General features: G+C 54.9%; 23 protein-coding genes. 13 read left to right on the forward strand and 10 right to left on the reverse strand.

Annotation, left to right across the window (positions count from 1 at the left end; all coding sequences use genetic code 11):
- The first annotated feature begins 82 nt into the window (after window positions 1-82).
- Window positions 83-541, forward strand: coding sequence for an SRPBCC family protein (locus tag SPI6313_RS02915; protein ID WP_072619640.1), 459 nt, complete (start codon window positions 83-85; stop codon window positions 539-541).
- Window positions 542-651: 110 nt separating this feature from the next.
- Here the strand turns inward: SPI6313_RS02915 and SPI6313_RS02920 are convergent, their stop codons facing one another.
- The gene (locus SPI6313_RS02920) at window positions 652-1,386 is read right to left on the reverse strand and encodes a DUF2808 domain-containing protein (protein WP_072619641.1); all 735 of its coding nucleotides are present in this window, start codon (window positions 1,384-1,386) and stop codon (window positions 652-654) included.
- A 496-nt stretch (window positions 1,387-1,882) separates the two neighbouring features.
- Between SPI6313_RS02920 and SPI6313_RS02925 the strand changes: the two genes are divergently transcribed.
- The 3 genes from SPI6313_RS02925 to SPI6313_RS02935 all read left to right on the forward strand — a co-directional run bounded on the left by SPI6313_RS02925 (window position 1,883) and on the right by SPI6313_RS02935 (window position 4,836).
- Window positions 1,883-3,034 carry a Re/Si-specific NAD(P)(+) transhydrogenase subunit alpha gene (locus SPI6313_RS02925; RefSeq protein ID WP_072619642.1) on the forward strand — a complete coding sequence of 384 codons (1,152 nt, stop codon included), beginning with the start codon at window positions 1,883-1,885 and terminating at the stop codon, window positions 3,032-3,034.
- Window positions 3,035-3,129: 95 nt separating this feature from the next.
- Window positions 3,130-3,411: an NAD(P) transhydrogenase subunit alpha part 2 gene (locus tag SPI6313_RS02930; RefSeq protein WP_072619643.1), complete on the forward strand. Its 282-nt coding sequence runs from the start codon at window positions 3,130-3,132 to the stop codon at window positions 3,409-3,411.
- A 12-nt stretch (window positions 3,412-3,423) separates the two neighbouring features.
- Complete coding sequence (locus tag SPI6313_RS02935) at window positions 3,424-4,836, forward strand: NAD(P)(+) transhydrogenase (Re/Si-specific) subunit beta (RefSeq protein ID WP_072619644.1); 1,413 nt, start codon at window positions 3,424-3,426, stop codon at window positions 4,834-4,836.
- Between the two features lie 553 nt (window positions 4,837-5,389).
- Here the strand turns inward: SPI6313_RS02935 and bchM are convergent.
- Entirely contained in the window at window positions 5,390-6,073 is a 684-nt protein-coding gene (bchM, locus tag SPI6313_RS02940; RefSeq protein WP_072619645.1) for a magnesium protoporphyrin IX methyltransferase, read from the reverse strand.
- 411 nt (window positions 6,074-6,484) lie between these two features.
- Between bchM and SPI6313_RS02945 the strand changes: the two genes are divergently transcribed.
- The gene (locus SPI6313_RS02945; protein ID WP_175551052.1) at window positions 6,485-7,846 is read left to right on the forward strand and encodes a sensor histidine kinase; all 1,362 of its coding nucleotides are present in this window, start codon (window positions 6,485-6,487) and stop codon (window positions 7,844-7,846) included.
- Here SPI6313_RS02945 and cutA read toward each other — a convergent pair.
- The gene (gene cutA, locus SPI6313_RS02950) at window positions 7,805-8,119 is read right to left on the reverse strand and encodes a divalent-cation tolerance protein CutA (RefSeq protein ID WP_072619647.1); all 315 of its coding nucleotides are present in this window, start codon (window positions 8,117-8,119) and stop codon (window positions 7,805-7,807) included. The two genes, SPI6313_RS02945 and cutA, sit on opposite strands and share 42 nt — an antisense overlap.
- A gap of 123 nt (window positions 8,120-8,242) precedes the next feature.
- On the opposite strand from cutA, the gene SPI6313_RS02955 reads away from it, so the two are divergent.
- The 3 genes from SPI6313_RS02955 to SPI6313_RS02965 are packed head-to-tail and all read left to right on the forward strand — an operon-like array spanning window position 8,243 to window position 9,403.
- A complete protein-coding gene (locus SPI6313_RS02955; RefSeq protein ID WP_217650484.1) occupies window positions 8,243-8,533 on the forward strand; it encodes a hypothetical protein in 291 nt (96 codons plus the stop codon).
- Window positions 8,534-8,593: 60 nt separating this feature from the next.
- The gene (locus SPI6313_RS02960) at window positions 8,594-8,938 is read left to right on the forward strand and encodes a YtxH domain-containing protein (RefSeq protein WP_072619649.1); all 345 of its coding nucleotides are present in this window, start codon (window positions 8,594-8,596) and stop codon (window positions 8,936-8,938) included.
- A 15-nt stretch (window positions 8,939-8,953) separates the two neighbouring features.
- On the forward strand, window positions 8,954-9,403 hold the full coding sequence (locus SPI6313_RS02965; protein ID WP_072622974.1) for a hypothetical protein: 450 nt from the start codon (window positions 8,954-8,956) through the stop codon (window positions 9,401-9,403).
- A 56-nt stretch (window positions 9,404-9,459) separates the two neighbouring features.
- Here SPI6313_RS02965 and SPI6313_RS02970 read toward each other — a convergent pair whose 3' ends face one another.
- Entirely contained in the window at window positions 9,460-9,867 is a 408-nt protein-coding gene (locus SPI6313_RS02970; RefSeq protein ID WP_072619650.1) for a slr1601 family putative cell division protein, read from the reverse strand.
- Window positions 9,868-10,837: 970 nt separating this feature from the next.
- Here SPI6313_RS02970 and SPI6313_RS24315 point away from each other — a divergent pair.
- On the forward strand, window positions 10,838-13,705 hold the full coding sequence (locus SPI6313_RS24315) for a pentapeptide repeat-containing protein (protein ID WP_072619652.1): 2,868 nt from the start codon (window positions 10,838-10,840) through the stop codon (window positions 13,703-13,705).
- Here the strand turns inward: SPI6313_RS24315 and SPI6313_RS02985 are convergent.
- From SPI6313_RS02985 to SPI6313_RS03000, 4 genes are all read right to left on the reverse strand, one after another.
- Entirely contained in the window at window positions 13,702-15,027 is a 1,326-nt protein-coding gene (locus tag SPI6313_RS02985; protein WP_072619653.1) for an O-antigen ligase family protein, read from the reverse strand. The genes SPI6313_RS24315 and SPI6313_RS02985 overlap by 4 nt on opposite strands.
- A 74-nt stretch (window positions 15,028-15,101) precedes the next feature.
- Complete coding sequence (locus tag SPI6313_RS02990; RefSeq protein WP_072619654.1) at window positions 15,102-15,329, reverse strand: ferredoxin family protein; 228 nt, start codon at window positions 15,327-15,329, stop codon at window positions 15,102-15,104.
- 80 nt (window positions 15,330-15,409) lie between these two features.
- Complete coding sequence (locus SPI6313_RS02995) at window positions 15,410-15,904, reverse strand: TolB family protein (RefSeq protein ID WP_072619655.1); 495 nt, start codon at window positions 15,902-15,904, stop codon at window positions 15,410-15,412.
- Window positions 15,891-16,412 (reverse strand): TolB family protein, encoded by a 522-nt coding sequence (locus SPI6313_RS03000; RefSeq protein WP_245788563.1) that lies wholly within the window; start codon window positions 16,410-16,412, stop codon window positions 15,891-15,893. Before SPI6313_RS03000 ends, SPI6313_RS02995 begins: the two co-directional genes overlap by 14 nt.
- Before the next feature lie 69 nt (window positions 16,413-16,481).
- Here SPI6313_RS03000 and mtnA point away from each other — a divergent pair, with 69 nt between their 5' ends.
- Together mtnA and SPI6313_RS03010 are read left to right on the forward strand one after the other, a co-directional pair.
- Window positions 16,482-17,546 carry an S-methyl-5-thioribose-1-phosphate isomerase gene (mtnA, locus tag SPI6313_RS03005; protein ID WP_072619656.1) on the forward strand — a complete coding sequence of 355 codons (1,065 nt, stop codon included), beginning with the start codon at window positions 16,482-16,484 and terminating at the stop codon, window positions 17,544-17,546.
- A 439-nt stretch (window positions 17,547-17,985) separates the two neighbouring features.
- On the forward strand, window positions 17,986-18,792 hold the full coding sequence (locus tag SPI6313_RS03010) for an exosortase-dependent surface protein XDP2 (protein WP_072619657.1): 807 nt from the start codon (window positions 17,986-17,988) through the stop codon (window positions 18,790-18,792).
- Between the two features lie 115 nt (window positions 18,793-18,907).
- Here SPI6313_RS03010 and SPI6313_RS03015 read toward each other — a convergent pair whose 3' ends face one another.
- Together SPI6313_RS03015 and hemW are read right to left on the reverse strand one after the other, a co-directional pair.
- A complete protein-coding gene (locus tag SPI6313_RS03015; protein ID WP_072619658.1) occupies window positions 18,908-19,594 on the reverse strand; it encodes an RNA polymerase sigma factor sigma-70 region 4 domain-containing protein in 687 nt (228 codons plus the stop codon).
- Between the two features lie 9 nt (window positions 19,595-19,603).
- Complete coding sequence (hemW, locus tag SPI6313_RS03020) at window positions 19,604-20,830, reverse strand: radical SAM family heme chaperone HemW (RefSeq protein WP_072619659.1); 1,227 nt, start codon at window positions 20,828-20,830, stop codon at window positions 19,604-19,606.
- A 324-nt stretch (window positions 20,831-21,154) separates the two neighbouring features.
- Here hemW and SPI6313_RS03025 point away from each other — a divergent pair, with 324 nt between their 5' ends.
- Both SPI6313_RS03025 and SPI6313_RS03030 read left to right on the forward strand, forming a co-directional pair.
- On the forward strand, window positions 21,155-22,237 hold the full coding sequence (locus SPI6313_RS03025) for a PIN/TRAM domain-containing protein (protein ID WP_072619660.1): 1,083 nt from the start codon (window positions 21,155-21,157) through the stop codon (window positions 22,235-22,237).
- 98 nt (window positions 22,238-22,335) lie between these two features.
- Window positions 22,336-24,282 (forward strand): serine/threonine protein kinase, encoded by a 1,947-nt coding sequence (locus tag SPI6313_RS03030; protein WP_072619661.1) that lies wholly within the window; start codon window positions 22,336-22,338, stop codon window positions 24,280-24,282.
- Window positions 24,283-24,557 lie beyond the last annotated feature (275 nt).

Raw genomic sequence — 24,557 nt, forward strand, 5'->3', positions numbered from 1 at the left:
AATGAGGGGCTTAAGCCCCTTGTCTCCAGTCCTAGCCCCTTACCCCAATCTCTCCCACACTCACCCCTAACCCCCACAAACAATGTCTGACTGGTTAGAACATAGCGTCCAAGTCGAAATCAAAGCCCCCATGGATTTGGTCTGGCAAGAATGGTCGAGTTTTGAAAAAATGCCCCTCTGGATGAAATGGATTAAATCCGTCACCGTTCCCCCCGAAACTCCGCACATTTCCCGCTGGACCTTGGACACGGGCGGCCTCGAATTTTCCTGGCAAGCCCGGATGGTGGATGTGATCGAGAACAAAATCATCCGCTGGGAATCCGTAGACGGCTTACCCAATCGGGGCGCGATCCGCTTTTACGATCGCCACGATCACAGCGTCGTCCGCCTCTCCGTCGCCTACAACATCCCGACCATTCTTAAATTCCTCGACAGTCTCTTCCTCGGTAAAGCCGTCGAAGCCACGATCCAAGAAGACCTCGAACGCTTCCGCACCCACATCCTCGCCCTCCAAAAAACCGCCACCCATCCCCAGGGTTAGCCACCCATCCCCCACCCAAAAACGGAGCTAGGCAAACCTAGCTCCGTTTTTGGGTGTAATTCGTTCAACGCGATCGACCGGGCGCACAGTCCATCACAATCAAGGGTAGATTAGTCAGCGATCGAGACGATCCAAGTGCCGACATAGTCAATGCTGGCGCGGCGGAAATCAGCGAATTCGGGGGAATCATTCACCGGCTCGTGATCTGCGTCGGTAAAACAGCCATTCTCATCTAAGCAGGTGACGAGGAGGGCATGGAAATAGAATGTACCGCCAAACCAGGGATTGCGGATATGTTCGAGTTTTATTTCGATGGGGTTACGGGCTTCGATGGATTCGGTGAGGGGAATCCGTAGGCAGTTAAAGTATTTTTCTTGGTCGCCATCCCAAACACGGTAGCAGTTTTCTTCAATGCGCACATTGCCTACGCCCACTTCTTTGTCGTAGCCGCGTCCGTAGCCAATTTCGATCACATCTTCGGGATCTTCAAAGGCAAAAATCCGGTTGGGGTGTTCTTCGCCTTCGGTGACTTCACAGTTTTCCACACAGACGACATCCCGGAAGCGTTCATCGGCCTCGCCGAAATAGTCGGGATAGTAGACGGAAATTTGGGCGACGGTTCCCTCAACTTTTTTCGCTGGGATTCGCAGTTTGTAGCGGGCGTTGCGGGCGTTGCGTCCCCCGTGCTCAATGCGGTAGTTGAGGAGGTTGGGACGGTTCACACCACTAAAGATCGTCAGGCCGGAGTTTTGGGCGAAGGTGGCGAGGGGCGTGGCTGCGATCGCACAACCAGCGGCGGCTAGTCCAGCGAGTAGACGATGTTTAAGTGTTTTGGAGAACAACATAGGCGATTGGTTAGGTAAAACGTTGAGGGGGGTGGGAAGGGTGTGACTGGCGTTAAAGGACGTTCTATGCACAAAATTTTGTGAACGAGTTTAACGTTTGATAATTCTTCTTGACTATATCAGACGGGTGTGTTCGTTGACGGGGAAGGTGTGGCGATTTGTTCCCTGTCTATGGTGAGTTGCCGGGAGCGTTGCATTGTGATGGGGCGGATGGCTGGCGGGGATAAAACATAAAACAAGGTAAAGAACGGGCAAGCGGGGGGCAAACGCTCGTAGGATACAAGAGAAAATATTCACGGGTGCAGCGTTTCAGGCTGCACGATCGCATGGAAAGTCGAAACGAAAACGGATGGTATGGAGTGACCGAAGGCATCTAATGGGTGTTGAGTTAAATCCCTCAGTTGCGATCGCAGCATTGAGTGGGAATGGCAAACCGGGTGTTTGAGACCGATTTGCCATGAGCGGTAATGTGTACTGATGAGTTAAGGAGTAAGTTATGAAAATTGCGATCGCCCGCGAGGCTATTGAAGTGGGAGAACGCCGTGTGGCCTTAATTCCCGCCCTCGTGAAACGACTAGCCCAACCCGATTGGTACTTTCTTCTCGAAGCCAATGCCGGGGAGGGATCATTCATTCCCGATGCCGACTATGTGGATGCGGGGGCGGCGGTGGTGGCCGATAAAGCTGAACTTTGGAGCAATACGGATGTGCTGCTCAAGGTGGCTCCCCCCAGTCGGGATGAAGTCAATTTATTGCCCGAAGGCTCAACGTTGATTAGTTTTCTGAATCCGTTGGGTGATCCAGAGTTGATCAAACTGCTGGCGGATCGCCAGATCACCGCCTTCAGTATGGAATTAATTCCCCGCACCAGTCGTGCCCAAAGCATGGATGCCTTGTCATCTCAAGCGGGGATCGCGGGCTATAAAGCCGTGTTACTCGGTGCGGCGGCGCTGCCGAAATTTTTCCCGATGTTGACCACCGCAGCGGGCACGATTCGCCCGGCGAAGGTATTTGTGATGGGGGCGGGGGTGGCCGGATTGCAGGCGATCGCCACCGCCCGCCGCTTGGGTGCGATCGTCGAAGCCTTCGACATTCGCCCCGCCGTCAAAGAAGAAGTCCAAAGCCTGGGGGCGAAATTTGTTGAAATTGACCTCGGTGAAGATACCGTTGCCGCTGGGGGCTACGCCAAAGAAGTGTCCGCAGCCGCCCAGCAAAAAACCCAAGCGGTGCTCACGGAACATATCGCCAACTCCGACGTAGTGATCACCACCGCCCAAGTCCCCGGCAAACGTGCCCCCATCCTCGTCACCGCTGCCATGGTGGAAGGCATGGCCCCCGGTTCGGTGATCGTCGATCTGGCCGCCAACCAAGGCGGCAACTGCGAAGTGACTGATCCCGGCAAAGATATCAATTACCACGGCGTAACGGTGATTGGCCCGACGAATTTACCCTCCTCCATGCCTGTCCACGCCAGCCAACTCTACGCGAAAAATATCGCCACGTTGCTGCAATATTTGGTCAAAGATAACGCGATCAACCTCGATTTTGAAGACGACATTATTCGCGATACCTGCATCACCCACGCCGGTGAAATTCGTAGCGATCGCGTCAAAACCGCCCTCGGAATTAGCAGTGAAGTGCAGGTATAGCCCCCCGGTTGCCACGGGCCATCTCGCCTCACCCCAGCCCGCTCGCCGGGTGGTGAGGACTGCTGACATTTTCTAGTAATGGAACTTTTTTTCTAATGACCACTGCAACGTTAATTACCTGTTTATTTGTCTTCGTTCTCGCCTCCTTTGTGGGCTTTGAAGTGATCAACAAAGTGCCACCCACCCTCCACACGCCCCTCATGTCCGGAGCTAATGCCATTTCCGGCATCGCTGTCCTGGGGGCGATCTTGGTGTCGGGTTCCTTGGGTTGGAGTGTCAGTATTATTCTCGGCTTAATCGCTGTGGTGCTGGCCACGATTAATGTCATCGGTGGATTTCTCGTCACCGATCGCATGCTGGTGATGTTTAAAAAATAGGAGCGAAACCCCATGACCCTCTCAACCTTTCTCCCCACGGGGATTCAACTCAGCTATCTCGTCGCTGCCTCCCTGTTCATCATTGGCTTAAAACAACTCGGCTCCCCCGCCACAGCGCGGCGCGGTAATCAATTGGCCGCTGTGGGGATGTTCCTCGCGGTGGTGGCAACACTGTTAGAGCAACAGGTGTTGAACTACCCGATGATCCTCGGCGGCATTGTCGTTGGGGGCGTAATCGGGGCGATCGCGGCCTATCGGGTCGCCATGACCGCCATGCCCCAAATGGTGGGGATTTTCAACGGCTTAGGGGGGGCAGCGTCGGCCCTCGTGGCGATCGCCGAATTTTGGCGGCTCCTCTCCACCGGCGACCCCCTCAGCCTCACCTCCCTCGTAACGATCATCCTCGGCATCCTGATCGGCGGTGTCACCCTCACCGGCAGCCTGATCGCCTTCGGCAAACTCCAAGGCCTGCTCCCCGGTGCGCCCTTCCTCTTCCCACTGCAACAACCCCTCAACGCCCTTTTGGTAATTGGGTTTCTTGTGGGCAGCGTCTTCTTTTGCCTTGAACCGAGCAACTTTCCCATCTTCATCGGGCTAATCGTCGCCTCCCTAATTTTAGGGATCGCGGTGGTAATTCCCATCGGGGGCGGTGATATGCCCGTGGTGATTTCCCTGCTCAACTCCTATTCTGGACTCGCCGCCGCCGCTGCCGGGTTTGTGGTCAACAACAACATGCTGATCATTGCCGGGGCCTTGGTGGGGGCATCGGGGATCATCCTCACCAACATCATGTGCAAAGCGATGAACCGCTCGATCTTTAACGTCCTCTTTGCCGGTTTCGGGTCTGAAACGAGCACAGGCGCAGCATCAGCAGCAGGTAGCAACGCACAGCAAACGGTGAAAAGCATTGACAGTGAAGAAGGCGCGATGATGCTCGGCTATGCCCGTTCCGTGGTGATTGTGCCCGGTTACGGCATGGCCGTGGCCCAAGCCCAGCACACCGTTAAAGAATTGGTGGATCAGTTGGAATCCATGGGCGTGGATGTGAAATATGCCATTCACCCCGTCGCGGGACGGATGCCCGGTCACATGAATGTCTTGCTCGCTGAAGCGAATGTGCCCTATCCGCAACTGTGCGATATGGATGATATTAATCCTCAATTTGAACAGACCGATGTGGCGTTGATTATTGGCGCAAATGATGTGGTCAACCCGGCCGCTCGCCATGATAAGAGCAGTCCGATCTACGGAATGCCGATCCTCGAAGTGGATAAAGCCAAACATGCGATCGTGATTAAGCGCGGCATGGGTACGGGCTTTTCTGGGGTACAGAATGAATTGTTTTTCCAGGACAAAACCCTAATGCTCTTTGGCAGTGCAAAGGATGTGGTGGGTCAGTTGGCTTCAGAAGTGAAGCAACTGTAACCGCAGATTGTGCCATTGATGTTGAGAATTGATAGCACTAGCCAGGGTAGTTAGGATCTGAGTGCAGGACAAACAATCAGGCTTTGACTGAAACCCTGATGATTTCCTAGTGGACTGTCTAGTGTCTTGTCTAGCTTAAAAAGGTGAGTTGTTATCCAGAGGGGTGAGCGGGGTCGAACCCCGGAGCACCAGACTTCGACTTCGCTCAGTCTTCAAGTTACTTGCCATCTGAGGCTAGACAGTCCACTAGGTTGGGTGGAACGATAGCAAAACTCAACACGCTCCCTAAAAATTCATAGTCTGTCGTGCGGGCATCTTGCCCGCTGGGATCAGACAAAATAGGGAGCAGGATGCTCCCACCCCATCAAAATCAAGATGCCGCCGTATATTTCAACGTTTGTCCTGGCCTCAGAGTGAGGATATCCAAAGACTCTGGAACAAGGGGCTTAAGCCCCTTGCCTGTCCTAACGCATTTGTCCATTGCCATAGCGCTCAAAAAAGAGGTGGAGTGTTCCACCTCTTTTTTGGGTTTCAATCCGCGTGCCCTAGGGGGCTAATTGCGGACGGCTTCGATGGTTTGGGAAAAGTAGAAGCGGGTGCTGGTCATATTTTTGCGCTCAATGTGAAAGCCTTGATCAATCAAAATGGTGATGATTTCGCTGGCTCGATGGAGATAGGCGCGGGTGGTTTTGCTGGGGCCGGGGAAAAATTCACCGACTTTTTTGAGTAGGCTTAACCCGAAGGTTTTGGGGGCAAAGCTCAAGATCAGCCGCGATGCGGCCAGGCTGGTGAGGTGGGCGATCATCTGTTCAATGTCGGCTTGGGGGTAGTGAATCAGGACATCGAGACAAATCACCGTATGGTAGCGGCCGGTGATCGATTCGAGGTCGCTGACGGCGAGGGTGAGTTTGGCGGGATCGGTGAGGTTCGTGGCGCGATCGCGCGCCTCCCCCACCATCTTGCTGGAAATATCACTGGCATACACCGTTGCCCCAGCATCGGCGAGGGGTAAGCTCAGACTCCCAACCCCACAGCCCGCATCACATACCGTCAAGCTCGATACATTCCCATCCGCCGCTAACCAGGCCAACACCGTATCAATGGTTTGTTGGTGGCCGTCGCGAATGTCAAGCTGTACCTTGTTTACTTCGCCATCGCCGTAGATGCGTCGCCAGCGGTCAAATCCTTGCGTATTGAAATACTCTTTAACAATAGTCTTATCGTCTAGGGCAGTCATACCGTATTGGGGAGGTAAAAATTCATTAAGTTACGTTTAAAACACTCTATCGGATTTTGCCCAAGCTACCGCCAAAACTTTGATCCGCTCCGGCATGGCAAAAGGGTGAACTCTCCGGATCAGAACGCTCTCTCTTTGAACGACAACACAAGCCTTGAGTCTTGCCCTCTAAATCTATGCTGGAGTGTACCCCTAGGACGGTGGCTCATTCCCCATTGCACTGTAATCCCGTGGGCTTGACTCTGGCTGCTGTGGGTTTGGAGCGATCGCTAGAACTCCAGCATTACCCCAACTGTCCTGATCGATCAGGCACTATTCTACGATAGAAAAACCAAGCGTATTGCCACACCCTTTCGCCCTGATTTGTTTCCCTCCCGCTCTTGTTCGTTAATGCTGCGGCGTTTTGATCCCATGTCTAAGCCTGTCCTGTTCTGTGTTGCCCATGACCCTGAAATTCGTAACCAATTCCAACAGCAGCTTCAGGGCAACTATGCCGACCAGTATCACATCGAAAGCACAGAACATTGGGACTCCGCCCTCGCGCGGCTTAAAGATCTGCGCGGGATGGGCAACATGCTCAACACACTGCTGTGGGATGTGCAGGCAATGCAGAGCGCAGAGGATATCGAAAGTTTGCGCCGCCATTTTCCGGTCGTTAGTCTGGTTCTGCTCTGTCCTGGTGATGAGCCGCCGCCTTGGTCATCATTCCCGGCAAAAATAGCCCCGCTCCACCTATCTACACCGTGGCGATCGCATGATTTAACCAATGTCATCAATACCGCGATTCAAAACTACAACCATCGTCACATTGTTGAGAACCAGCAGCAGATGATCGATGCTCTGCAATTTCAAAATGCTCAATTACTCAACACCTTAAAACAATCGAATCAAACCATTTTGCAGTCCAAAGCCCAACTCCTCGCACAGGATAAAATGTCAGTGTTGGGGCAAATGATTGCCGGAATCACCCATGAAATCAATAACCCTGTGGGCTTCATCGCCGGCAGCTTAAAGTATGCGCGGGAATACCTCAATGATTTAATTACAGCGATCCAGCTTTATCAAAAACATGATCTCAGCTTTGATCCAGATTTCGAGGCTCAGATTAAAGACCTCGATCTAGATTACCTCATTGAAGACTTTCCAAATCTTCTCAATGCGATGCAAGAAGGCACGGATTTACTTCGTAAAATCAGCACCTCAGCCCGGATTTTTTCTCGCTCAGATCAAGAACAAAAAGTTGAATTTGATGTACATAAAATTATCGAAAGTGCCTTGATGTTGTTGAAACATCGCCTCAAAGCAACGATGTCTCGTCCGGCCATTACGATCATTCGTGAATATGAAGATTTGCCGCTGTTGTGGTGTTATCCGGGGCAACTCAGTCAGGTGTTTCTCAATGTGTTGGTCAATGCAGTGGATGCGTTTGAGGAAGCAAATACCGGCAAGTCCTATGATGAGTTAGAAATTCACCCCAACCAGATTACGATCGCATCCCACTACAAGCCGGAGACTCACCAGATTCTCATTGCCATTCGTGACAATGCTGGCGGCCTCGATGATGCGATCCATGCTCGAATTTTTGAGACCCTATTCACCACAAAATCAGTGGGCAAGGGAACCGGGCTAGGACTCCCCATCTGTCAACGGATCGTAGAAACCCAACACCATGGCACGTTGCGATCGATGTCTTGCTGGCAGGAAGGAATGCAGTTTGTGGTGGAGTTGCCCCTAGAGAAGGCGTTGGGGGATTTCTCGGTTGAGCCAGGTTAGAAAGCCCGCATTGACGGAATCTGGGGTCAGTTCTAGGATGCAGTGGGTATAGTCGATCTGCTCACGGATCACCTGTTCGAGGCGATCGCGATAGCCCGCCTGCGTTTTGACAATCAAAACGGTTTCCGGTTCAGTGACAATCTCGCCCTCCCAGCGATAGGCACAGGTGATCGGAAACCAATTGGTACAGAGGGCGAGATTTTGACGGAGAAGAGCGTGGCTAATCGTTTGCGCTTCCTCAGCAGTGTTCAGGGTAATGTAGTAGAGTCGCATGGCAAAACCGTCACAGATGCAGGCAGACAGAATGCTTTGATTCGTGCTTTGATTGTATCGAATCAGATGGGATAAAACCGTGGAATTTAATTGTTTTAATAAGAGATGATGGTGGTTTGGATTGTGGTTTTTAACGTAGCGATCGCAGCATTCAACGGTTATCTCGTTTGGAAAATCTGTCGGTGGCGGCGGTGTCTTCGTCACACCCACCACACCCTGATCCGGATCGAACGCCAAGCCCGCCGCATTCTTCAGCCCACCCCCTTGATTCTCCACCAGGGAGCCATCCACGCCCAAAACACCCGCTCCGCTTACCAAACTCTCCAGCGCCAAACTCACCAACTGCAACAACTTTTGACGCTCCTCAATCTTCTGCATAAACTATGGCAGGGCAACCCCTACGGCGGGCGATAGGCAAGCGAGGGGTCGCAAATCTGCCTACAATATAGAGACGGACGCACATTCACACTTGGCATGGCAAAAAAAACTGGGGCATTTTTAGGGGGAATTTTCTTGGGTAGCACCGTGGGAACCCTGGTGGGGCTGTTGGCTGCGCCTCGGTCTGGACGAGAAACCCGGCAAATTCTGAAAAAATCCGCCGAAGCCCTACCAGAATTAGCCGAAGACTTGTCGAGTACGGTGCAATTACAAGCGGATCGGCTGTCTGAATCGGCCCTGAAACGTTGGGATGGCACTTTGGCACGGTTACGGGAGGCGATCGCGGCGGGAATCGAAGCCAGCCAAGCCCAAAACCAAGCCCTCCACGATTCTGATGCTCCTCAATCGGAGTCTTCTTCTTCTGTTGTAGACCCTTTGTAGGCGGTGGGCTTGAACGTGATTGACCCTCTGTTTTGGTTAGGATTGTCCTTACTGTTGGTGGCGGTCAGTCTTACGGCTGTGTTGATTGCAGCCTTGCCCGCCTTCCGGGATCTGTCGCGAGCTTCGCGCAGTGCGGAAAAACTGTTTGATACCCTCTGCCGTGAATTTCCCCCCACCCTTGAAGCGATTCGGTTAACGGGGTTAGAAATTACAGAATTAACCGATGAACTCAATGATGGGGTTGCCCGTGCCGCCCAAGTGGCGCAACAGGTGGACACGAGTTTGACGACGGTGCGCCAACAAGTCCGCCGCGCCCACCATGGCACGCGCACGGTCCTCGTTGGCCTGAAGGCGGCGTGGAAAACCTTCCGTCAGCCCGCTCGCCGCTCTAAACCCCGCGCCCGGATGACGGATCAAACGCGGATGTTACCGTCGGGGCGCGATCGCACCCCACCGCCGCCATAAATCCCCAACGTAGGCCGTCAAAGCGACCCGGTGAAGCGATCCACTTCAGATCCGGGTTATTGGGGGTTCTCGTTGGTTAGCACCACTCGCCGCTGATTGGGGGCTAAGCGGCCGCTTTGCTCTTGCATGACGCTACCGGCTTGGGTGGGGTCAAAGCTACGGTTAAAATTCTTTTGCAATTCTGCGACTTCTTGCTCGGTGGCCTGGACTTGGTTGCGGATTTCCTGAAGCTTTGCCTGTTGACTCCAATAGTAGGGAAAGAGATTACTGAGCGTTGCGATCGCCGCTGCGGAAAGTACACCATTCACCATGACTTTTAGCAGGGTTTCCGTCGTCACCCCTCGGTATTGACGGGACGGACGACGGCGGGCGCTACGACGTTGCATCGGCACAACACGGCGACCCGGCAGCGGCGTGACCGACCGGGGAGTCGGAGATTCAATCGGTTTACGAAGTGCGCTCATAGCAAATGTCCTGTTATTGCGACAAAGATCCCATCATTCAAGCAAAATGATGAATTTGAATCTCATACTAACCCTGAAGCCAAAATCTTACGAAAATAGTGCGGGAGTCTGAAAGCCCCGTCAATTGATTGCGGGGATGAAAGACGACACGAGCGACGTTAGTCGCCCTCCCTGGGCCAGTCGTGTTAGGTTGATTATATTGGATTTCAAACGTCCAGGAACGATCACAAGGCTAAAAACCGACAGGCCGGGAAGCATTTAAGGGTAAGCAGGCAGCGTAATGAGTGGGCGGATTGCCGACTGCGTCATCCAATCTAACGATTTGGTCGCCTCGGAAGACTTGAAGGTGAACGGGTTAGTCTGGGATCGGCATCGGGCTGAGTCGATAGTGAAGCAGGTTTGTATGCTGCGCCTAGGACTAACTACCGTGGGGCACAGGGGAAGTTATCCGCTTGGGGAGATTAAACCTCTGGCTGGGTTGGAGCAATCCTGCTCGGTTAAGTCCGGTCGATGAACCAAGAATCCCCGTCGCTGTCTTCGCGGGGAGTGTCAACAGTATTCGACTGTTTTTGGCAGAGGTTGATCTTCCCGGCAAGTCATTAGTTTAAACTCCGGTTCTAGCCCGCAAAACGGCCGCAACGATGGGAAAAAAACCAAGGCAAATTGACCCTGACGCGATGGGCTAGGGGGATCAATTCATGGCAAAACAGCCAAACGCGGCAGGGGAAGATTTTTGCCGTCCATGTGCTTAATGAATACATTTGCATTGATTCAGAGATTCAACGGATCGCAATGTGGGCGACAACGGGGCAGGAAAGGGGAGAAGCTTGCTGATGGTTTTCCGGTGGATTGGGAATGAGGCCACGGCCAAAATAACCCCCTCTTTAGCGGGGGAAGACTTTGCACGGAAAGTCTTCCGGCTAGGATGAAAAGGGATTGTATTGCCCTCTACCCGCTGAGACTTTTGGTTATGAGCTTTTCTCTATACCGGTGGCTCGCTGAACATCAGGTTCCCCTGGCTGCACTGCAACACCCTGGCCGCGTTGTGGAGGGGGTGAGCCATCGTGTGATTCAAGCGATGCAGCAACAACAGCTTGGTCTGAATGATTTAGCTCCTGTGGCGGAGGTGTTGCAGTGGCCGTTGGGAACGTTGCGATCGCACCTGGCCGCCGTGGCTGAATTGACGATAACCCTCCTCTGTGCCTGGCCGGTGCATGAGCGGCAATGCGATCGCACCGCTGTGATTAGCCTGGGGGTGCAGATCGCCTATCTCGACAGTTGGCGGCAATTTCTCGACCAAGAAACCGAGCGCGATCGCCCCTGGCTCTATCGCGCCGATCTCCCCACCGATCACGCCCAACCCACCCCCCTCGCCGATGTCACCCTCCACACCTACCTCACCGCCCTCAAAACCCACGCCCTCGGCGACAGTGAAGCCGTCCAAGTCCTGATCCAGTGGGACGAATCCCCCTACATCCAACAGTTGCAAACCGTTGCGATTACTTGGCTCGGAGCCAGTGGAGTCAGTGAATCCGAAGCCCGACTGTTGGCCCATCGGATTATCACCGCCCTTCCCGGTCACGTCATGGCGCGAGTTCTCGCCCATCCCGAACCCCTCACCCCCATCCAGCAGCGTTTCTATCCCGCCGCCCTCACTCCCCATCGCATTGCCACGGAACAATGCCGCGCTCACTTTCTCCAGCAGCAAAGCCTGCCCCTCTTTGATGAACCCTTTGCCAGCGGCGATCTTTGTATTCCTCTCCACGTCCAACCCGATGGCGGCCATCCCTTAGCGTTGGCGCAATGGCTGAAGCAAGAACGCCCCCACACCACCCCGATTACAGTGATCACAGGGCCAATGGGGAGCGGCAAAAGCCAGACAGTGCGACAGTGGATGGTAGGGTTGGCGCTGGATTTGGAAAATGAGATGGCGTTACCCTTGTGGATTCGCCTGGATGGGGTGCAGTTGGGGGCAAATTTTGAAGCGACCTTAGCCTCGGTGCTGGGGGATGTGCCTTGGGCCGAGCGCGATTGTGTGGTGGTTTTGGATGGGTTGGATCAATTGCGGCGATCGCCCGATGCCTTTGATACGGTGGCGGTGTTTCTCTGTCAGTTGGAGCAGTTTCACCGCACGACGGCCTATCGCCATAAGTTCATTCTCACAACGCGCCCGGACACCTTCCCCCCCGGTTGGCACAGTGCGATCGCCTATTCCACCGCCACCCTGCAACCCCTCGACCGCGACGGGTGGCAATTGTGGTTTAAACGCTGGTCGATGCTGACGAATAAGGCGAAATCCCATGAGTATTTTTCTTTACTAAAAGGGGTGGGCTGTTTTCGGAAAACGAAACACCACTTGTTGCCCTGGGCGTTGTGGCCGCTGTCGCTCTATCTCTTGGGGCGACTCCATCGCGAGGGACACCTCGAACGGCGCTGGTTTCTGCTGTCGCGATCGCTGATTGAAACCGAAATCGCCACCCATCTCCTCGCCAGCGTCGCCTATAACCCATCTCCCCTCCGTCAGCCCCTGCTCGCAACCTGGCAAGGCACGGCGGTGACGGTGGATCTACCCCTCTCGGCGCTCCTCTTCCGACAGGGTTCCCCCCTCACCCTGTCCCATTCCTACTTTGTGCCGGTGCTGATGGCCGATCCCCTGATCCATCACCTGCGTCAGATTAGCGATCGCACCCTCGCCCCTTACGCTCCCCACGGGTCGCACCTGCCCGACGTGGCGGCGATCGCGGCTCACCTCTACCCCATTTTCGGGGCCCAAATCATCCCGCATCCCCTGTGGAATCTAATCCTAGAGCAATTTCCAGCGGCTCAATTCCCGGATCTGCTCAGTGTGATCGATGCGTTCTATCGCACCTATCTCCGCAGTCAATGGCGCGATGCCGGGTTAACCCACCGCACCTATCAAGACCTACGCGATCGCGGCAATCCCCACCATGCCGAACAGATCGAAGCGATCGTCGGGATCAATACCCTCGTCCTCCTCTGTCTGCTCAACCAACGCCTCGGCAGCCCCTGCTATCCCGGCGGTGATCCGGATCAGGGAGAAGGCGATCGCTTTGCCCATCTTCTCCATCGCCTCGCCCTGCTGAACCCTGACGGGATTCAAACCCACATCGGCCCCATCCTCCCCCAAGTCCATCTCCCCCGCGCCCGCCTCCGAGGCACTCATTTACAAGGGGTTGATCTCAATCGTGCCGACCTCCAACAGGCCGACCTCAGCTATGCCAACCTCGCCCATAGCGACCTCACCCAAGCCAACCTCCAAGGGGCTAATTTAACCGGCGCAAACCTCAGCCACGCCAACTTCTACCGCGCCAACCTTGAAGGAGCGAATTTAACCGGCGCGAACCTGACCGGCACAGTCCTCCGGCAAGCCACCCTCACCGATGCCTGTATTGTGAATGTCAGCCTCAACCCAGAACAGCAGCAATGGATGACGGAGGGGTCAGTTGTGCAGGCATCGGGGGCAATGATGCCTGCGACTGACCCAGAGCAAGCCCCCCTCACTGCCGGGTCAATTGAAGTGGCAGAAGGGCGACCAATTCTCCCCGATGCGTGGGACAGTGACTATATTGCGAATTTAGCCGCTCCCCCGGATGCGAATACGTTAATGATGCCAGAGGGGGAAATGCCCCTCGGCAGGAGTGATGATGCGACAGTGATTGATCCCGACAGTCCGGATTTGGAACTGTACGGCGATCGCATCCATGAATCCCTCAGTGCCTACAGTCCCCTCGCTGGCCATGAGGATGAAACGCTGATTCCGGATGTGGGGCCAGAGTTAGATACCGATGGGGATGATGCCGACACGATTCCGGCTTAGGGGTTGTCTTGACCCCTGGGGCGGCTCATGCCTGCAATCAGGGTCAGCAACAACCACCCTAGGAAGTTAGTGCGAAAATCAAAAATCGACACATCAAAACAGTTATAAAGTACACAAAGACCCCAGGCCAGCCCCAGGGCAAACAGGATGGGTTGCTGCTGGGGGCGATCGCGCCGCTGCACTCTCGGCATTGACTTCCCAATCCACCAGCCCGCTCGCCAACAAACCCAGCCCACCCAAACCACAAAAAACAAAGCCAGGGGAATCCCCCATTCCACCCCCCAGAGCAGAAAAATATTGTGGGGATGGGCCACCCACACCCCCATCGCGGGTTCGTACAGACGTTCAAAACTGCGCACCCCCCACCCCCACAGCGGGCGGTCTTGGATGCGATCGAGGGCGAATTGCCAAACGCTAACGCGAGACAGGGCATCGGGAAGCGGGTACATTTCCCCGGATAACCGTCCCCAGAGGGCAAAGGGAATGATTTCGCGCAGGGATGCACCACCTTGAGCCGGTAAGAAGGCTGCCCACAGCACCGATCCCCCAAATCCCCCCGCGAAACAGAGCAGCCACCACCACCGCGCATAGAGAGCGATCGCTAACCCTGCCACCATCGCCAACATCCAGCCATTGCGAGATTGGGTCATCCAGAGGGTGGAGGTATTCCCCAAAATAATGCTGCTCAACCCCACGAGGCGGATCAGCGTGCTGTTCTGCCCGGTGCTGCGCCAATTGCGCCAGGATATGAGCCAAAGACCGAGGGCAAAACAAAGGATGATCGCTAGGTAAAACCCATAGTTATTGGCATAGAAAAAGCCGGAGGACATCCGCAGCCAGGGCGACCCACCGGGCAGCATCGACCAGCCGAACATTCCCGACCACCATTCGGGGGTTTGCCAATCCCAGAGCATTTGCCCCCAACCAAGAATGATGTGAGGCACGGAGCCGATCACCAATAAAAAGGCGATCCGTTGGAGTTGGGCGGCGGTGCGCACGAGGTCGGGAATGACGGCAAAAAAGAGGTAAAAGGGTCCGTAGTTCGCCATCCCCAAGAGGGCATCAAGGGGGCGATCGCAATAGGCGACGCTGACCAATTGCAAGACGAAGAGCAGGCCGAGGGCTTGGTTGATGGGGTGCGATCGCCACTGTGCCCAGGTTCGTTGTGCCGTCCCCAATAAGGCCGCCGCTACAAACAAAAAAAACGGACTCGGAAACAGAAAAAACCCCAACAGCCCAATCTGTAAGCTGTGCCACTCCCAGCGGGTTTCGGGGGGCGGCAGGGGTTGAGCAGGGGCGATCGCAGGGTTATCGGTGTTCAAGAGTTCAGACGGGAGACAGAATCACAGCAAAACGGGCAAGGCAGCGACGGGGAACGGTTCCCCAGCGGCGGGCATTATTGGGGCGTTTTTTGCAGATCGGCACGTTCTTCGGGAAGGATCGCCCCTTCAACGGGACAGACTTGGAGACAGATCGCGCAATCAATACAGGTTTGAAAGTCAATCCAAAACCAGTCTGTACCTTTACTGTTTTTGCCGGGGCCGGGATGGATGCAGGCCACCGGACAGGCGGCGACGCAATCGGCAACACCTTCACAGACTTCCGTGACAATCGTGTGGGGCATGGTTGTTAATATTTCTTTAACAAAGTCACGGCCTATTTTAAGGGGTGACGGGATCTATGGGGTGGGCTGAAATTCTGTCCCTAGGGCAAATTATTCCGCTCGACGATCGCAAGATCCCATTGCCCCAATTGGTTGGTTTGAAACGCCACTTGGGAACCGTCGCCGCTGATCGTGGGATTTTTCACCGTGCCGCGTAGGTTGGCGGTGAGGAGTTGCGATCGCTGGGTTTGGCGATCGTACACCAGCACATCGGAGCGGCCGCGTTCGGTGGAAACGTAGGCCAGATAGCGACCGTCGGCACTGAGGGCGGGTTGGTCTTGGCTGGAATCGCGGCGGTTTAAATTGGGCAGGGGGACGAGTTGGCGCGTTTGGAGGTCGTAGAGGAAGAGATCGCGCTGACCGTTGCGATCGCTGCTAAAGGCCAAATATCGCCCATCGCCGCTGTAGCTCGGCCCTTCTTCGGGGGTATCGCTATTTAATCCCCCTGTGGGAATTTGCGGCTGAATGAACAGAGCACAACCGCTACAAATCCAGCCCAAAATAACGATCGCGCCCCCATGCCTAATCCAGCGCATTACCTTGACGGTCGTAGACCCTAATATTCCAGCGTCCGTCTTCGTTGGCTTCAAAGGCGATCGCTTCCCCGTTGGCACTGATCACCGGGCGGCGGACTTCGGCTTGGAGGGTTTCAGTGAGGTTTTGGGTTAGGCCGGTGTCGCGATCGTAGACATAAATGTCCGCCAACCCTAAGCGGCTGCTCATGTAGGCAATGTAGCGGCCATCTTCGGAAATGGTGGGGTCGTTAACGCTGGCATCGAGGGAGTTTAAGCCCGGCAGATCAATTAACTGTCGTTGGGCCATGTCGAAAAGAAAGACATCCTGAGACCCTTTGCGATCGGAGACGAGGATTAGATAATCCCCCACCATTTGGGGCGAGAGTTCCGAGGCGGGGGTGTTCACGCCGCGACCGCCCGCATCATAGGGTAAGTTGAGCGATCGCGGATAGCCCTGACACCCCGCAAGCATCAGCCCCAAGAGGCAAAACCAAACTTTTTTTCCGAGCATTCCGTAACGTATCAACAAGGGCGAGGGGCGGGGTGTTCTTCCGCAGGAACAATTCCTGTAGAATACTTTAGCCTCTATCCTGTCCCCATGATGCCGGAATTTTACCCTGTGCAATGGGAGGGCGATCGCGTCCTCCTCATCGACCAAACCCGCCTCCCGGAAACCCTCACCACCGTTGAGATCACCAGCAGCGATGCCATGGCGATCGCGATTAAAACCATGATCGTTCGGGGCGCACCCGCCATCGGCGTAGCTGCCGCCTATGGAATGTACCTCGGCGCACGGGAATACACCGGCTCGGATCGCGGGGAATTTTTGGCCCATTTAGACGCGATCGCTCAAACCCTGCGCCAAACCCGCCCCACCGCCGTTAACCTTTTTTGGGCCATTGACCGCCAACTGCACACCGCCCAAACCACCAGCGGCGACCCCGCCACAATCTGCGCCACCCTCCTGCACACCGCCCAAGCCATCCAAGCCGACGACCTCAACCGCTGCCATGCGATCGGCGATCACGCCCTGAGCATTCTCCCCCCTAGCCCCGAAAAACTGACCCTCCTCACCCACTGCAACGCGGGCGGTCTCGCCACCGCTGGTTACGGAACCGCCGTCGGGGTGATTCGTTCTGCATGGCGTGAAAATCGCTTGGGTCGCGTCTTTGCTGATGAAACCCGCCCCCGTCTCCAAGGAGCCAAACTCACCGCCTGGGAATGTGTCCAAGTGGGCATCCCCGTCACCGTAATTACCGACAACATGGCGGCCCATTGTATGCAGCGGGGCATGATTGATCTCGTCGTCGTCGGGGCCGATCGCATCACCGCCAACGGCGACGCGGCGAACAAGATCGGCACCTACGGCCTGGCGGTGATTGCCCAAGCCCATGGTGTACCGTTCTATGTGGCCGCGCCCCTTTCGACGATTGATTTCAAGCTCGCCACCGGGACAGAAATTCCCATCGAGGAGCGCGATCCGGCGGAAATTTATCAAGTGGGAGATACGCGCCTTTGTCCGGAGGGGGCGGAGTTTTATAATCCGGCGTTTGATGTAACACCGGCTCGCTTGATTGCCGGGATTATTACCGAGCATGGGGTGTTTGCGCCGGATCAGTTGGGGTCACTGCGCGATCGCGCCACGGCTTCTGCAACCCTGTGAGTTCTGAATAGGCTAAAAGCCGGATTCTCTGGTTGGTTGAACTCCTGATTTCTTGTGCAACTATCTGAGAAAAGCGCCTTAACTGAAACTGACATTTGATGATTAATTTTCTCTGGCGATCGCTTAATAGTTAGCTCAATTCAAGGGCGATCGCCTCCCCAATCCAACAGTTCAGTAAAATCACGTAGAGAGTGAAATGCGGCTGAATTCAGGCTTATTTAATCCGAAATAATACTGAGATCGCATAAGTTGAGTTGTTTTGACTTCATTTTGACTTTACATAACCAATTCACTCCATCAAGTTTTAGTAAAATCTGTGCCTGAGGCTATGCCAGCAAACAAGAGTCACGATATTCTGAATGTGTCGGGTTCATCATCGCCATATACTCAATTTTTAGTTCATTCTTATTCAAAATCATAGAAACGGAGCACAGAACCCATGAACGTCTTGAAGCATAGCCGCTTAGCCGTATTGTTAGCCGGAGTTGCGATCGCTGTTGGAGCTAGTGCAGCCCAAGCCTTCACCTTCACCACTAACTACACCGCTTCCCACAGTGGCAGCAACCAGTGGAAAGGCAATTTAATGCTCGATTCCGTCACCTACGGTGGCCAAACCTACAGTGATTTCAGCTTAGTCAATCGTGCCAACATCGTCAGCAACGATCTTTGGACGGGCGGCAACACCGGAGCCGCCAGTGCTGACATGGGCGATTTGGCAACGGTGGGCTTAAAGTCAGAACGGGCGAGCAATAGCGACATTGCCCAAGCCCTGGGAAACAAAAACCTCAGCAGCATCATCGACACGGAAGATCGCGGCAACTTTGCCATTGACCTGTTTTTTGACAAAGGCGTACAAGATATTTTGATTTGGGAGCGGGGCAAAAACAGTGCCCTAGATGTGCAGGCGATCGATGCTGGCGGCAACTTGATCGGTAACTTGTTGGCGCTGGGGAAATCCAATCAAGGGGGCTGGGGTGATGCAGGCTTCAAGCTCGACACCAAAGAGATTAGGACTGCTCAGTCTGTGGCATCCATCGGCGTGAGCTTGACAGATTTTGGCGTAAATGACAGCGCGATTTATGGCTTACGGGTGATCAGCCGGGGATCGAGCTACAACGGCCCGGACTGGAAAGTGATGGGAACGGCCGCGAAACCGACAACCAACACCCCGGAACCGTTTTCGATGCTAGGGGGCGCGATCGCTCTCGGTGGCGCAGCGTTGATGAAGCGTCGCAACAAAGGATAAACCGCTATCCTGTCACCCTGACGACGACGCTCCACCCTGCTCAGCTTCGACGACTATAGAATTAATTGCCCCACGGTTGCGAAATCGTGGGGATTTGTTTGGGTGAGGGCTCCCGTTAACCCACGCCCAAAATATAGTTGAACTGATCCCGTCCGGCGTTCAGTTCGAGCATTTTAATCACTTGGCGATTGTCGTCGTAGGGGCCATTGATATAGAGGGGCTTGTCTTGATAGCCGAAGCGCAGAGCGGGTTCCCCTGACCAATGCCCCAAGTGGTAGAGGGTTTGCTCAAAATCAGGATGAGGATTGAAGCCGAGGCGGGCGGCATATTCTACGGCTCCGAAAATAATCGCTTGGGCCTCGTGGAGGGCGATCGCTCGATATCCCGCCGGAAATGCCCCATAGAACCGTTGGACAAAATCGGGATATTGGGCGCGATCGAGTTGGTGGGGCTTCATCGTGTCCTTGACCCCTAAACAGAGATAGTCCACCAAATAGGTACAGACCGAAACGCGCTCCATCCCCTTCAACCGCGCCACTAACACCAACCCCAGGCAACTTTGGGGCCAATCGTCGGGTTGCTGACCCGCGAGGAGATAGTCGGCACAGGTCTGATCAACGAGACATTCATGAATCGGGGGTAAATCGCCTTTGGTGGCAAGGGTAAAGATGGGGCCTTCACCGTGGTTGGCGATGATGCTGCGTACCTCTGACACCCGCAGATTGAGTTCGGCAGCGATTTGGCGGGGGGTATGGTTTTGGGCGCGGAGATCGAGGATGGTTTGTTCTTGTTCTGGGGACACGGGGACTCCTCACCATGGGGCTGAATCGGGATCGAACTGTGCAAAGAGGCTTGCCAAAATTGTATTGGAAAAGAGGAACCCTTCTGGATCGGTGAGGGCGATCGCATCTGCTCCCAAGATCACCCAACCCTGAGCGGCATAGGGGGCAAGAGTGGCGCGAATTTGGGTCTGTTCTGACGGTGTGAAGCGATCGAGGTTGACCCCCTCCCGAAGACGGAGGCCGAGCATCAGGGTTTCGAGGAGGCGATCGCTCGCCGTTTCCGGTGCATCGGGACGCTGCGCCCCCGCCGCGAGCCAGTCGTAATAGGCCTGACGGGTGCGCGGTCGGCTGAAGCGGATTCCGTCGGTATAGCTCGCTGCCCCCATCCCAAAGGCGTAGTAAGGGCGATTTTCCCAATAGGTACGGTTATGGCGACAGGCAAAACCGGGGCGGGCATAATTGGAAATTTCGTAATGGTCGTACCCGGCGGCGGTGAGGTGGGTTTGGGCGATGCGGTAAAGGTCGGCGGTGAGGTCATCATCCGGTAGGGGGGTTTCGCCGGGGCGGTAGCGTTTGCCGAAGGGGGTGACGGGTTCAAGAACGAGATCATAACAGGAGAGATGAGCGGGATCGAGGGCGATCGCTGCCTCTAACGAATTTTGCCAATGATCACGGGTTTGGTGGGGCAGACCCGAAATTAAATCAAGGCTGAAATTGTCAATTTGGGCGCGGCGGATCATCTCGACGGCTTCGTAAATCTCCGCGACGGAATGCGATCGCCCACAGGTTTGCAACAGGTCATCTTGAAACGCCTGCGCCCCCAAACTAAACCGATTCACCCCCGCGCTCTGATACCCCTGAAGCTGCGCCAAGGTGAACGTCCCCGGATCAATTTCCATCGCAATTTCTGCCCCTGCTGCCAGACCAAAGGTGCGATCCAAGGCCGTCAAGAGTTGATCAATTTGTTCAGGGGCGAGCAGGGAGGGAGTGCCGCCGCCAAAAAAGACCGTTTCTAGGGGCTGGGGGGTAGAGCGGGCGGCGGTGAGGGTGATTTCTGCGGTGAGGGCGGTGAGATAAGGGGCAATGCTCTGGGATGGGGTGCGATCGCGCCGCTCTCCCACCACCGCAATCGGAAAATCACAATAAAAGCAGCGCCGCCGACAAAAAGGAATGTGAAGATAGGCTGACGAAATCGGAGATGCGATCGCCGGCTCCTGTGGTTGAGATTGCACCGTTTCGATCCGTCGTTGTCTCATTTTGATCTGTTTAAGATTGTGTCAATCTTACAAAAAAAAGACTTAAAAATTACGAATTCCTTACAAAGATAGGGCCGATTTTTGGTCCATTGATTGGATGCGATCGCCTCACAACAATTGCCAAAAAAACACCGTCTATCCTGCCATTCATTCCCTCAACCCTAGGACAGACCGGGACTTCACCCCTCGCTTACTATCCACCCCTTCCCCAACCGCCCCAGCCGCGATCGCGAAAACCGAATTAAGCCCCCTTTCCTACCCCGATATAATAGACGGAGGTTCAATAACCGACCATACATCTGCCCAATTTTGGGAATCATCATCATGTTAGATGCCGTCATTATCAGCATATTTGTTTTAGCCCTAGCGGGAGTCGGCTACGAGGCTATCGACCTGGCACCGCCGGACGTGCTGAACCAAGTCACCAACATCGAAGCAGTGCGGCTGATCATCGCCAGCTTCGGCGCGATCATCGGGTTAGCCCTCGGCCTCACGGCTCAGACCACCTACCGCCGTCTCGAAGCCACCGTCCGCAGCCTCCCCATTGAAACCATCCTCACCCGTGCGATCGGGTGGGTGCTAGGCTTGCTCCTCGCCAACCTGATGCTGGCCCCCATCTTTCTGTTGCCCATTCCCCAAGAATTCAGCCTCGTCAAACCCCTCAGCGCCGTCCTCGTCAGCGTCATGTTTTCGTTCCTAGGGGTCTCCCTCGCCGATACCCACGGACGCACCTTCCTAAGGCTGATTAACCCCAGCAGCATTGAAACCCTCCTCATCGCCGAAGGCACACTCCAAGCCGCGATCACCAAAATTCTCGACACCAGTTGCATCATCGACGGACGGATCGAAGAACTCCTCGCCACCGGCTTCATTGAAGGCCAAATCCTCATCCCCCAATTTGTCCTCCAAGAACTGCAACTCCTCGCCGACAGTTCCAACGACCAAAAACGGCTCCGAGGCCGACGGGGCTTAGACATCCTCAACCGCATGCAAGCCGCTTTTCCTGAACAACTAGTGATCAACCCCACGGACTACGACGACATCCCCACCGTGGATGCGAAACTGGTGCGCTTCTCTCAAGAAATCAACGGTACACTCCTCACCAATGATTACAACCTCAGCAAGGTGGCCAATTTGCAAAAAGTGGCGGTGTTGAATGTCAATGATCTCGCCCAAGCGATTCGCCCGATCTATCTACCGGGGGACACTCTGGATCTGAAAATTCTCAAGCAAGGGAAAGAACCGGAACAGGGGGTTGGTTATCTGGAAGATGGCACGATGGTGGTGGTTGAAGAAGGGTCGGAACATCTCGGCGATGAACTACAAGTGGTGGTTACGTCTGCCCTCCAAACCTCTGCGGGCCGGATGATCTTCGCCAAACCCTACGTCTCGATTATGGCTTCGTGATGGGGTGAGGGCATGACTTCCTGATCATGGCCTTGGCGCAGCGGGCGCGATCGCACCCCTCAGCCACAATAGGAATAGATTCGGTGGAAGGAGGCCCCATGCTCGGACTACATGCCCAAGGTGAAATCATTGCAGACCGCTATCAAATCGTTACCACCCTCGGTCAAGGGTCGATGGGAACCACCTACGCAGCGGTGGATCACCAGACTTCCCAGCGCGTCGCGTTGAAAGTGGTGTCCCTGCGCCAAACCACCGAGTGGAAAATGCTCGAACTGTTCGAGCGCGAAGCCCGTGTCCTCGCCACGTTGAACCATGCGGGGATTCCCCAATACCTGGACTATTTTGATCTGGATACCCCGGACGATCGCCGCTTCTACCTCGTGCAGGAATTGGTCGAGGGGGAATCCCTCCTCACCAAACAAGAACGCGGCTGGCAACCGAGCGAGGATGAGGTGAAAGCGATCGCCATCCAAACCCTCGATATTCTCGCCTATCTCCACGGCCTCAATCCCCCCGTCATCCACCGCGACATCAAGCCCGAAAACCTGATCCAAACTCCCGACGGCCGGATTGTCCTCGTGGATTTTGGCGCTGTGCAAGAGGCCTATCGCGCCACGATCAGCCGGGGGGGGACGTTTGTGGGAACCCTGGGCTATATGCCCCCGGAGCAGTTTCGCTGTCAAACCGTGGCCGCGTCGGATTTATACAGTCTCGGCGCGACCTTGGTGTTTTTGCTGTCGGGGAAATCTCCGGCGGATCTGCCCCAGGTGCGGATGAAGCTCGATTTTCAGGCTGAAATTACAGTTTCGCGCCCGTTTGCCGCCTGGCTCGAAACTAGCCTTGAACCGGCGATCGAAGATCGCTTTGCCTCCGCGATCGCAGCTCAAGAGGCTCTCCGCGCCAACCTCCCCCTCAATCTCAATCCGGAGCAGATCGCCCCCCAACCCGCCGACAGTCAGATCATCCTCTCGAAATCCCCCCACAACACCACAATCCATATCCCCAGCGGGACATGGTGGCACAAGAAACGCTTTACCTTGTTGGTGGTGAATTGTGTCTGGACTGCGATCGCGCTCCCCACGATCTCCCTGTTGGTGGCGATCGCGATTGTCGTGGCGCTCGATCCGGCGGAAAGTGTGGTGACGCGGATTGTGGCGGTTTTCATGATGGGGATTCCGCTGATCATCCTAGGGGTAGTCAGTGGGTTGTTTTGGAACGGGTTACGGGCCGTCAAAGGCGATCGCACCACCCTCCACATCACCCCCCAAACAACCCGTTTAACCTATCGCTTCTTACCCCTGCAAAGTACGTTAATGGGAGCCACCTCCGACATCAGCCTCCGCTACGACCCCGATCGCTATAACTACATTGAACTGCGGTATGCGGGTAACAATGAACCGATCACCCGTTCCGTCTGGGGACTGACTCGCCCCCTCCGTCAGCCCCAAATCTATCGCTTCGGCCAAGCCCTCACCCCAGAAGAACGAGACTGGCTCGCAGGCGAATTAAAAACCCTGTTTGTGATGCAGCCTGTGGCCCTGCATCCAACCCCCGCATCCTCCCCATCCCCGCCAGACTCACTGTTACCCCATAGCCGTGTCCAACTGCGCCGCGACGCTGACACCTTAATGATTCAGGTTCCGGCAACCTACAGTGTGCTGCAATTGGGGGGAGTTGCGATCGCCGTCGTCATTGGGATGTGTCTCGTCTTTCCCATCGGCATCATTGCCTTAATTGTGCTCTGCATTGTCCGTGCTAGTGTGTTTTGGTCGGTGGGGGGCGATTTTCAACTCAAAATCACCGCCGATCGCTACGATTTGCGCTGGAGTTATTTCGGCTGGAATCACTACCTCACCGGCAAAACTGCCGACATTCAAAAAGTCGCCCTGTGCCCCACTGGGATCAGGGTTAACAATCGCCTCATCTATACCTGCGGTCTGGTGAAAGATCACAATACTATTCTCTTTGGTACATGGCTCCGCGAAGATGAGCGCACGGCCCTCGTGGAGGTGATTAACGACTATCTCCAAACCCAGCGCTCATAACTCCCCTGGGGAAAGGATGCGATCGCCCCCCGCTGCCGTTTTCCGTTGGGACACCTGAAAAAGCGGTGCAATCCCATTCAAATCCCTCTATCCATACATTTATCGTCAAGATATAGCAATCCTATTTGATTCATGGACAGGCAAGGGGCTTAAGCCCCTTGTTGATGAGGAAATAAGATCTTCGATTGATTTCGGATCGCTATAGTTCCATTAAAACTGCTCATTCCCGACATTTTCGACCAAGAAGCAGGAGATTAAATCATGAGGGAAATATA

This window comes from Spirulina major PCC 6313, assembly GCF_001890765.1.
GTDB lineage: Bacteria > Cyanobacteriota > Cyanobacteriia > Cyanobacteriales > Spirulinaceae > Spirulina > Spirulina major.

What these genes read in the sequence shown, in the direction of transcription:
- SPI6313_RS02925 (WP_072619642.1), top strand. Translation starts at nt 1,883, where the DNA reads ATGAAAATTGCGATCGCCCGCGAGGCTATTGAAGTGGGAGAACGCCGT.
- SPI6313_RS02970 (WP_072619650.1), bottom strand. Translation starts at nt 9,867, where the DNA reads ATGAGCGCACTTCGTAAACCGATTGAATCTCCGACTCCCCGGTCGGTC.
- SPI6313_RS03025 (WP_072619660.1), top strand. Translation starts at nt 21,155, where the DNA reads ATGTTAGATGCCGTCATTATCAGCATATTTGTTTTAGCCCTAGCGGGA.
- SPI6313_RS02915 (WP_072619640.1), top strand. Translation starts at nt 83, where the DNA reads ATGTCTGACTGGTTAGAACATAGCGTCCAAGTCGAAATCAAAGCCCCC.
- mtnA (WP_072619656.1), top strand. Translation starts at nt 16,482, where the DNA reads ATGATGCCGGAATTTTACCCTGTGCAATGGGAGGGCGATCGCGTCCTC.
- hemW (WP_072619659.1), bottom strand. Translation starts at nt 20,830, where the DNA reads ATGAGACAACGACGGATCGAAACGGTGCAATCTCAACCACAGGAGCCG.
- SPI6313_RS24315 (WP_072619652.1), top strand. Translation starts at nt 10,838, where the DNA reads ATGAGCTTTTCTCTATACCGGTGGCTCGCTGAACATCAGGTTCCCCTG.
- SPI6313_RS02945 (WP_175551052.1), top strand. Translation starts at nt 6,485, where the DNA reads ATGTCTAAGCCTGTCCTGTTCTGTGTTGCCCATGACCCTGAAATTCGT.
- SPI6313_RS02960 (WP_072619649.1), top strand. Translation starts at nt 8,594, where the DNA reads ATGGCAAAAAAAACTGGGGCATTTTTAGGGGGAATTTTCTTGGGTAGC.
- SPI6313_RS02930 (WP_072619643.1), top strand. Translation starts at nt 3,130, where the DNA reads ATGACCACTGCAACGTTAATTACCTGTTTATTTGTCTTCGTTCTCGCC.
- SPI6313_RS02920 (WP_072619641.1), bottom strand. Translation starts at nt 1,386, where the DNA reads ATGTTGTTCTCCAAAACACTTAAACATCGTCTACTCGCTGGACTAGCC.
- SPI6313_RS02935 (WP_072619644.1), top strand. Translation starts at nt 3,424, where the DNA reads ATGACCCTCTCAACCTTTCTCCCCACGGGGATTCAACTCAGCTATCTC.
- SPI6313_RS03030 (WP_072619661.1), top strand. Translation starts at nt 22,336, where the DNA reads ATGCTCGGACTACATGCCCAAGGTGAAATCATTGCAGACCGCTATCAA.
- cutA (WP_072619647.1), bottom strand. Translation starts at nt 8,119, where the DNA reads ATGCGACTCTACTACATTACCCTGAACACTGCTGAGGAAGCGCAAACG.
- SPI6313_RS03010 (WP_072619657.1), top strand. Translation starts at nt 17,986, where the DNA reads ATGAACGTCTTGAAGCATAGCCGCTTAGCCGTATTGTTAGCCGGAGTT.
- bchM (WP_072619645.1), bottom strand. Translation starts at nt 6,073, where the DNA reads ATGACTGCCCTAGACGATAAGACTATTGTTAAAGAGTATTTCAATACG.
- SPI6313_RS02995 (WP_072619655.1), bottom strand. Translation starts at nt 15,904, where the DNA reads ATGCGCTGGATTAGGCATGGGGGCGCGATCGTTATTTTGGGCTGGATT.
- SPI6313_RS02990 (WP_072619654.1), bottom strand. Translation starts at nt 15,329, where the DNA reads ATGCCCCACACGATTGTCACGGAAGTCTGTGAAGGTGTTGCCGATTGC.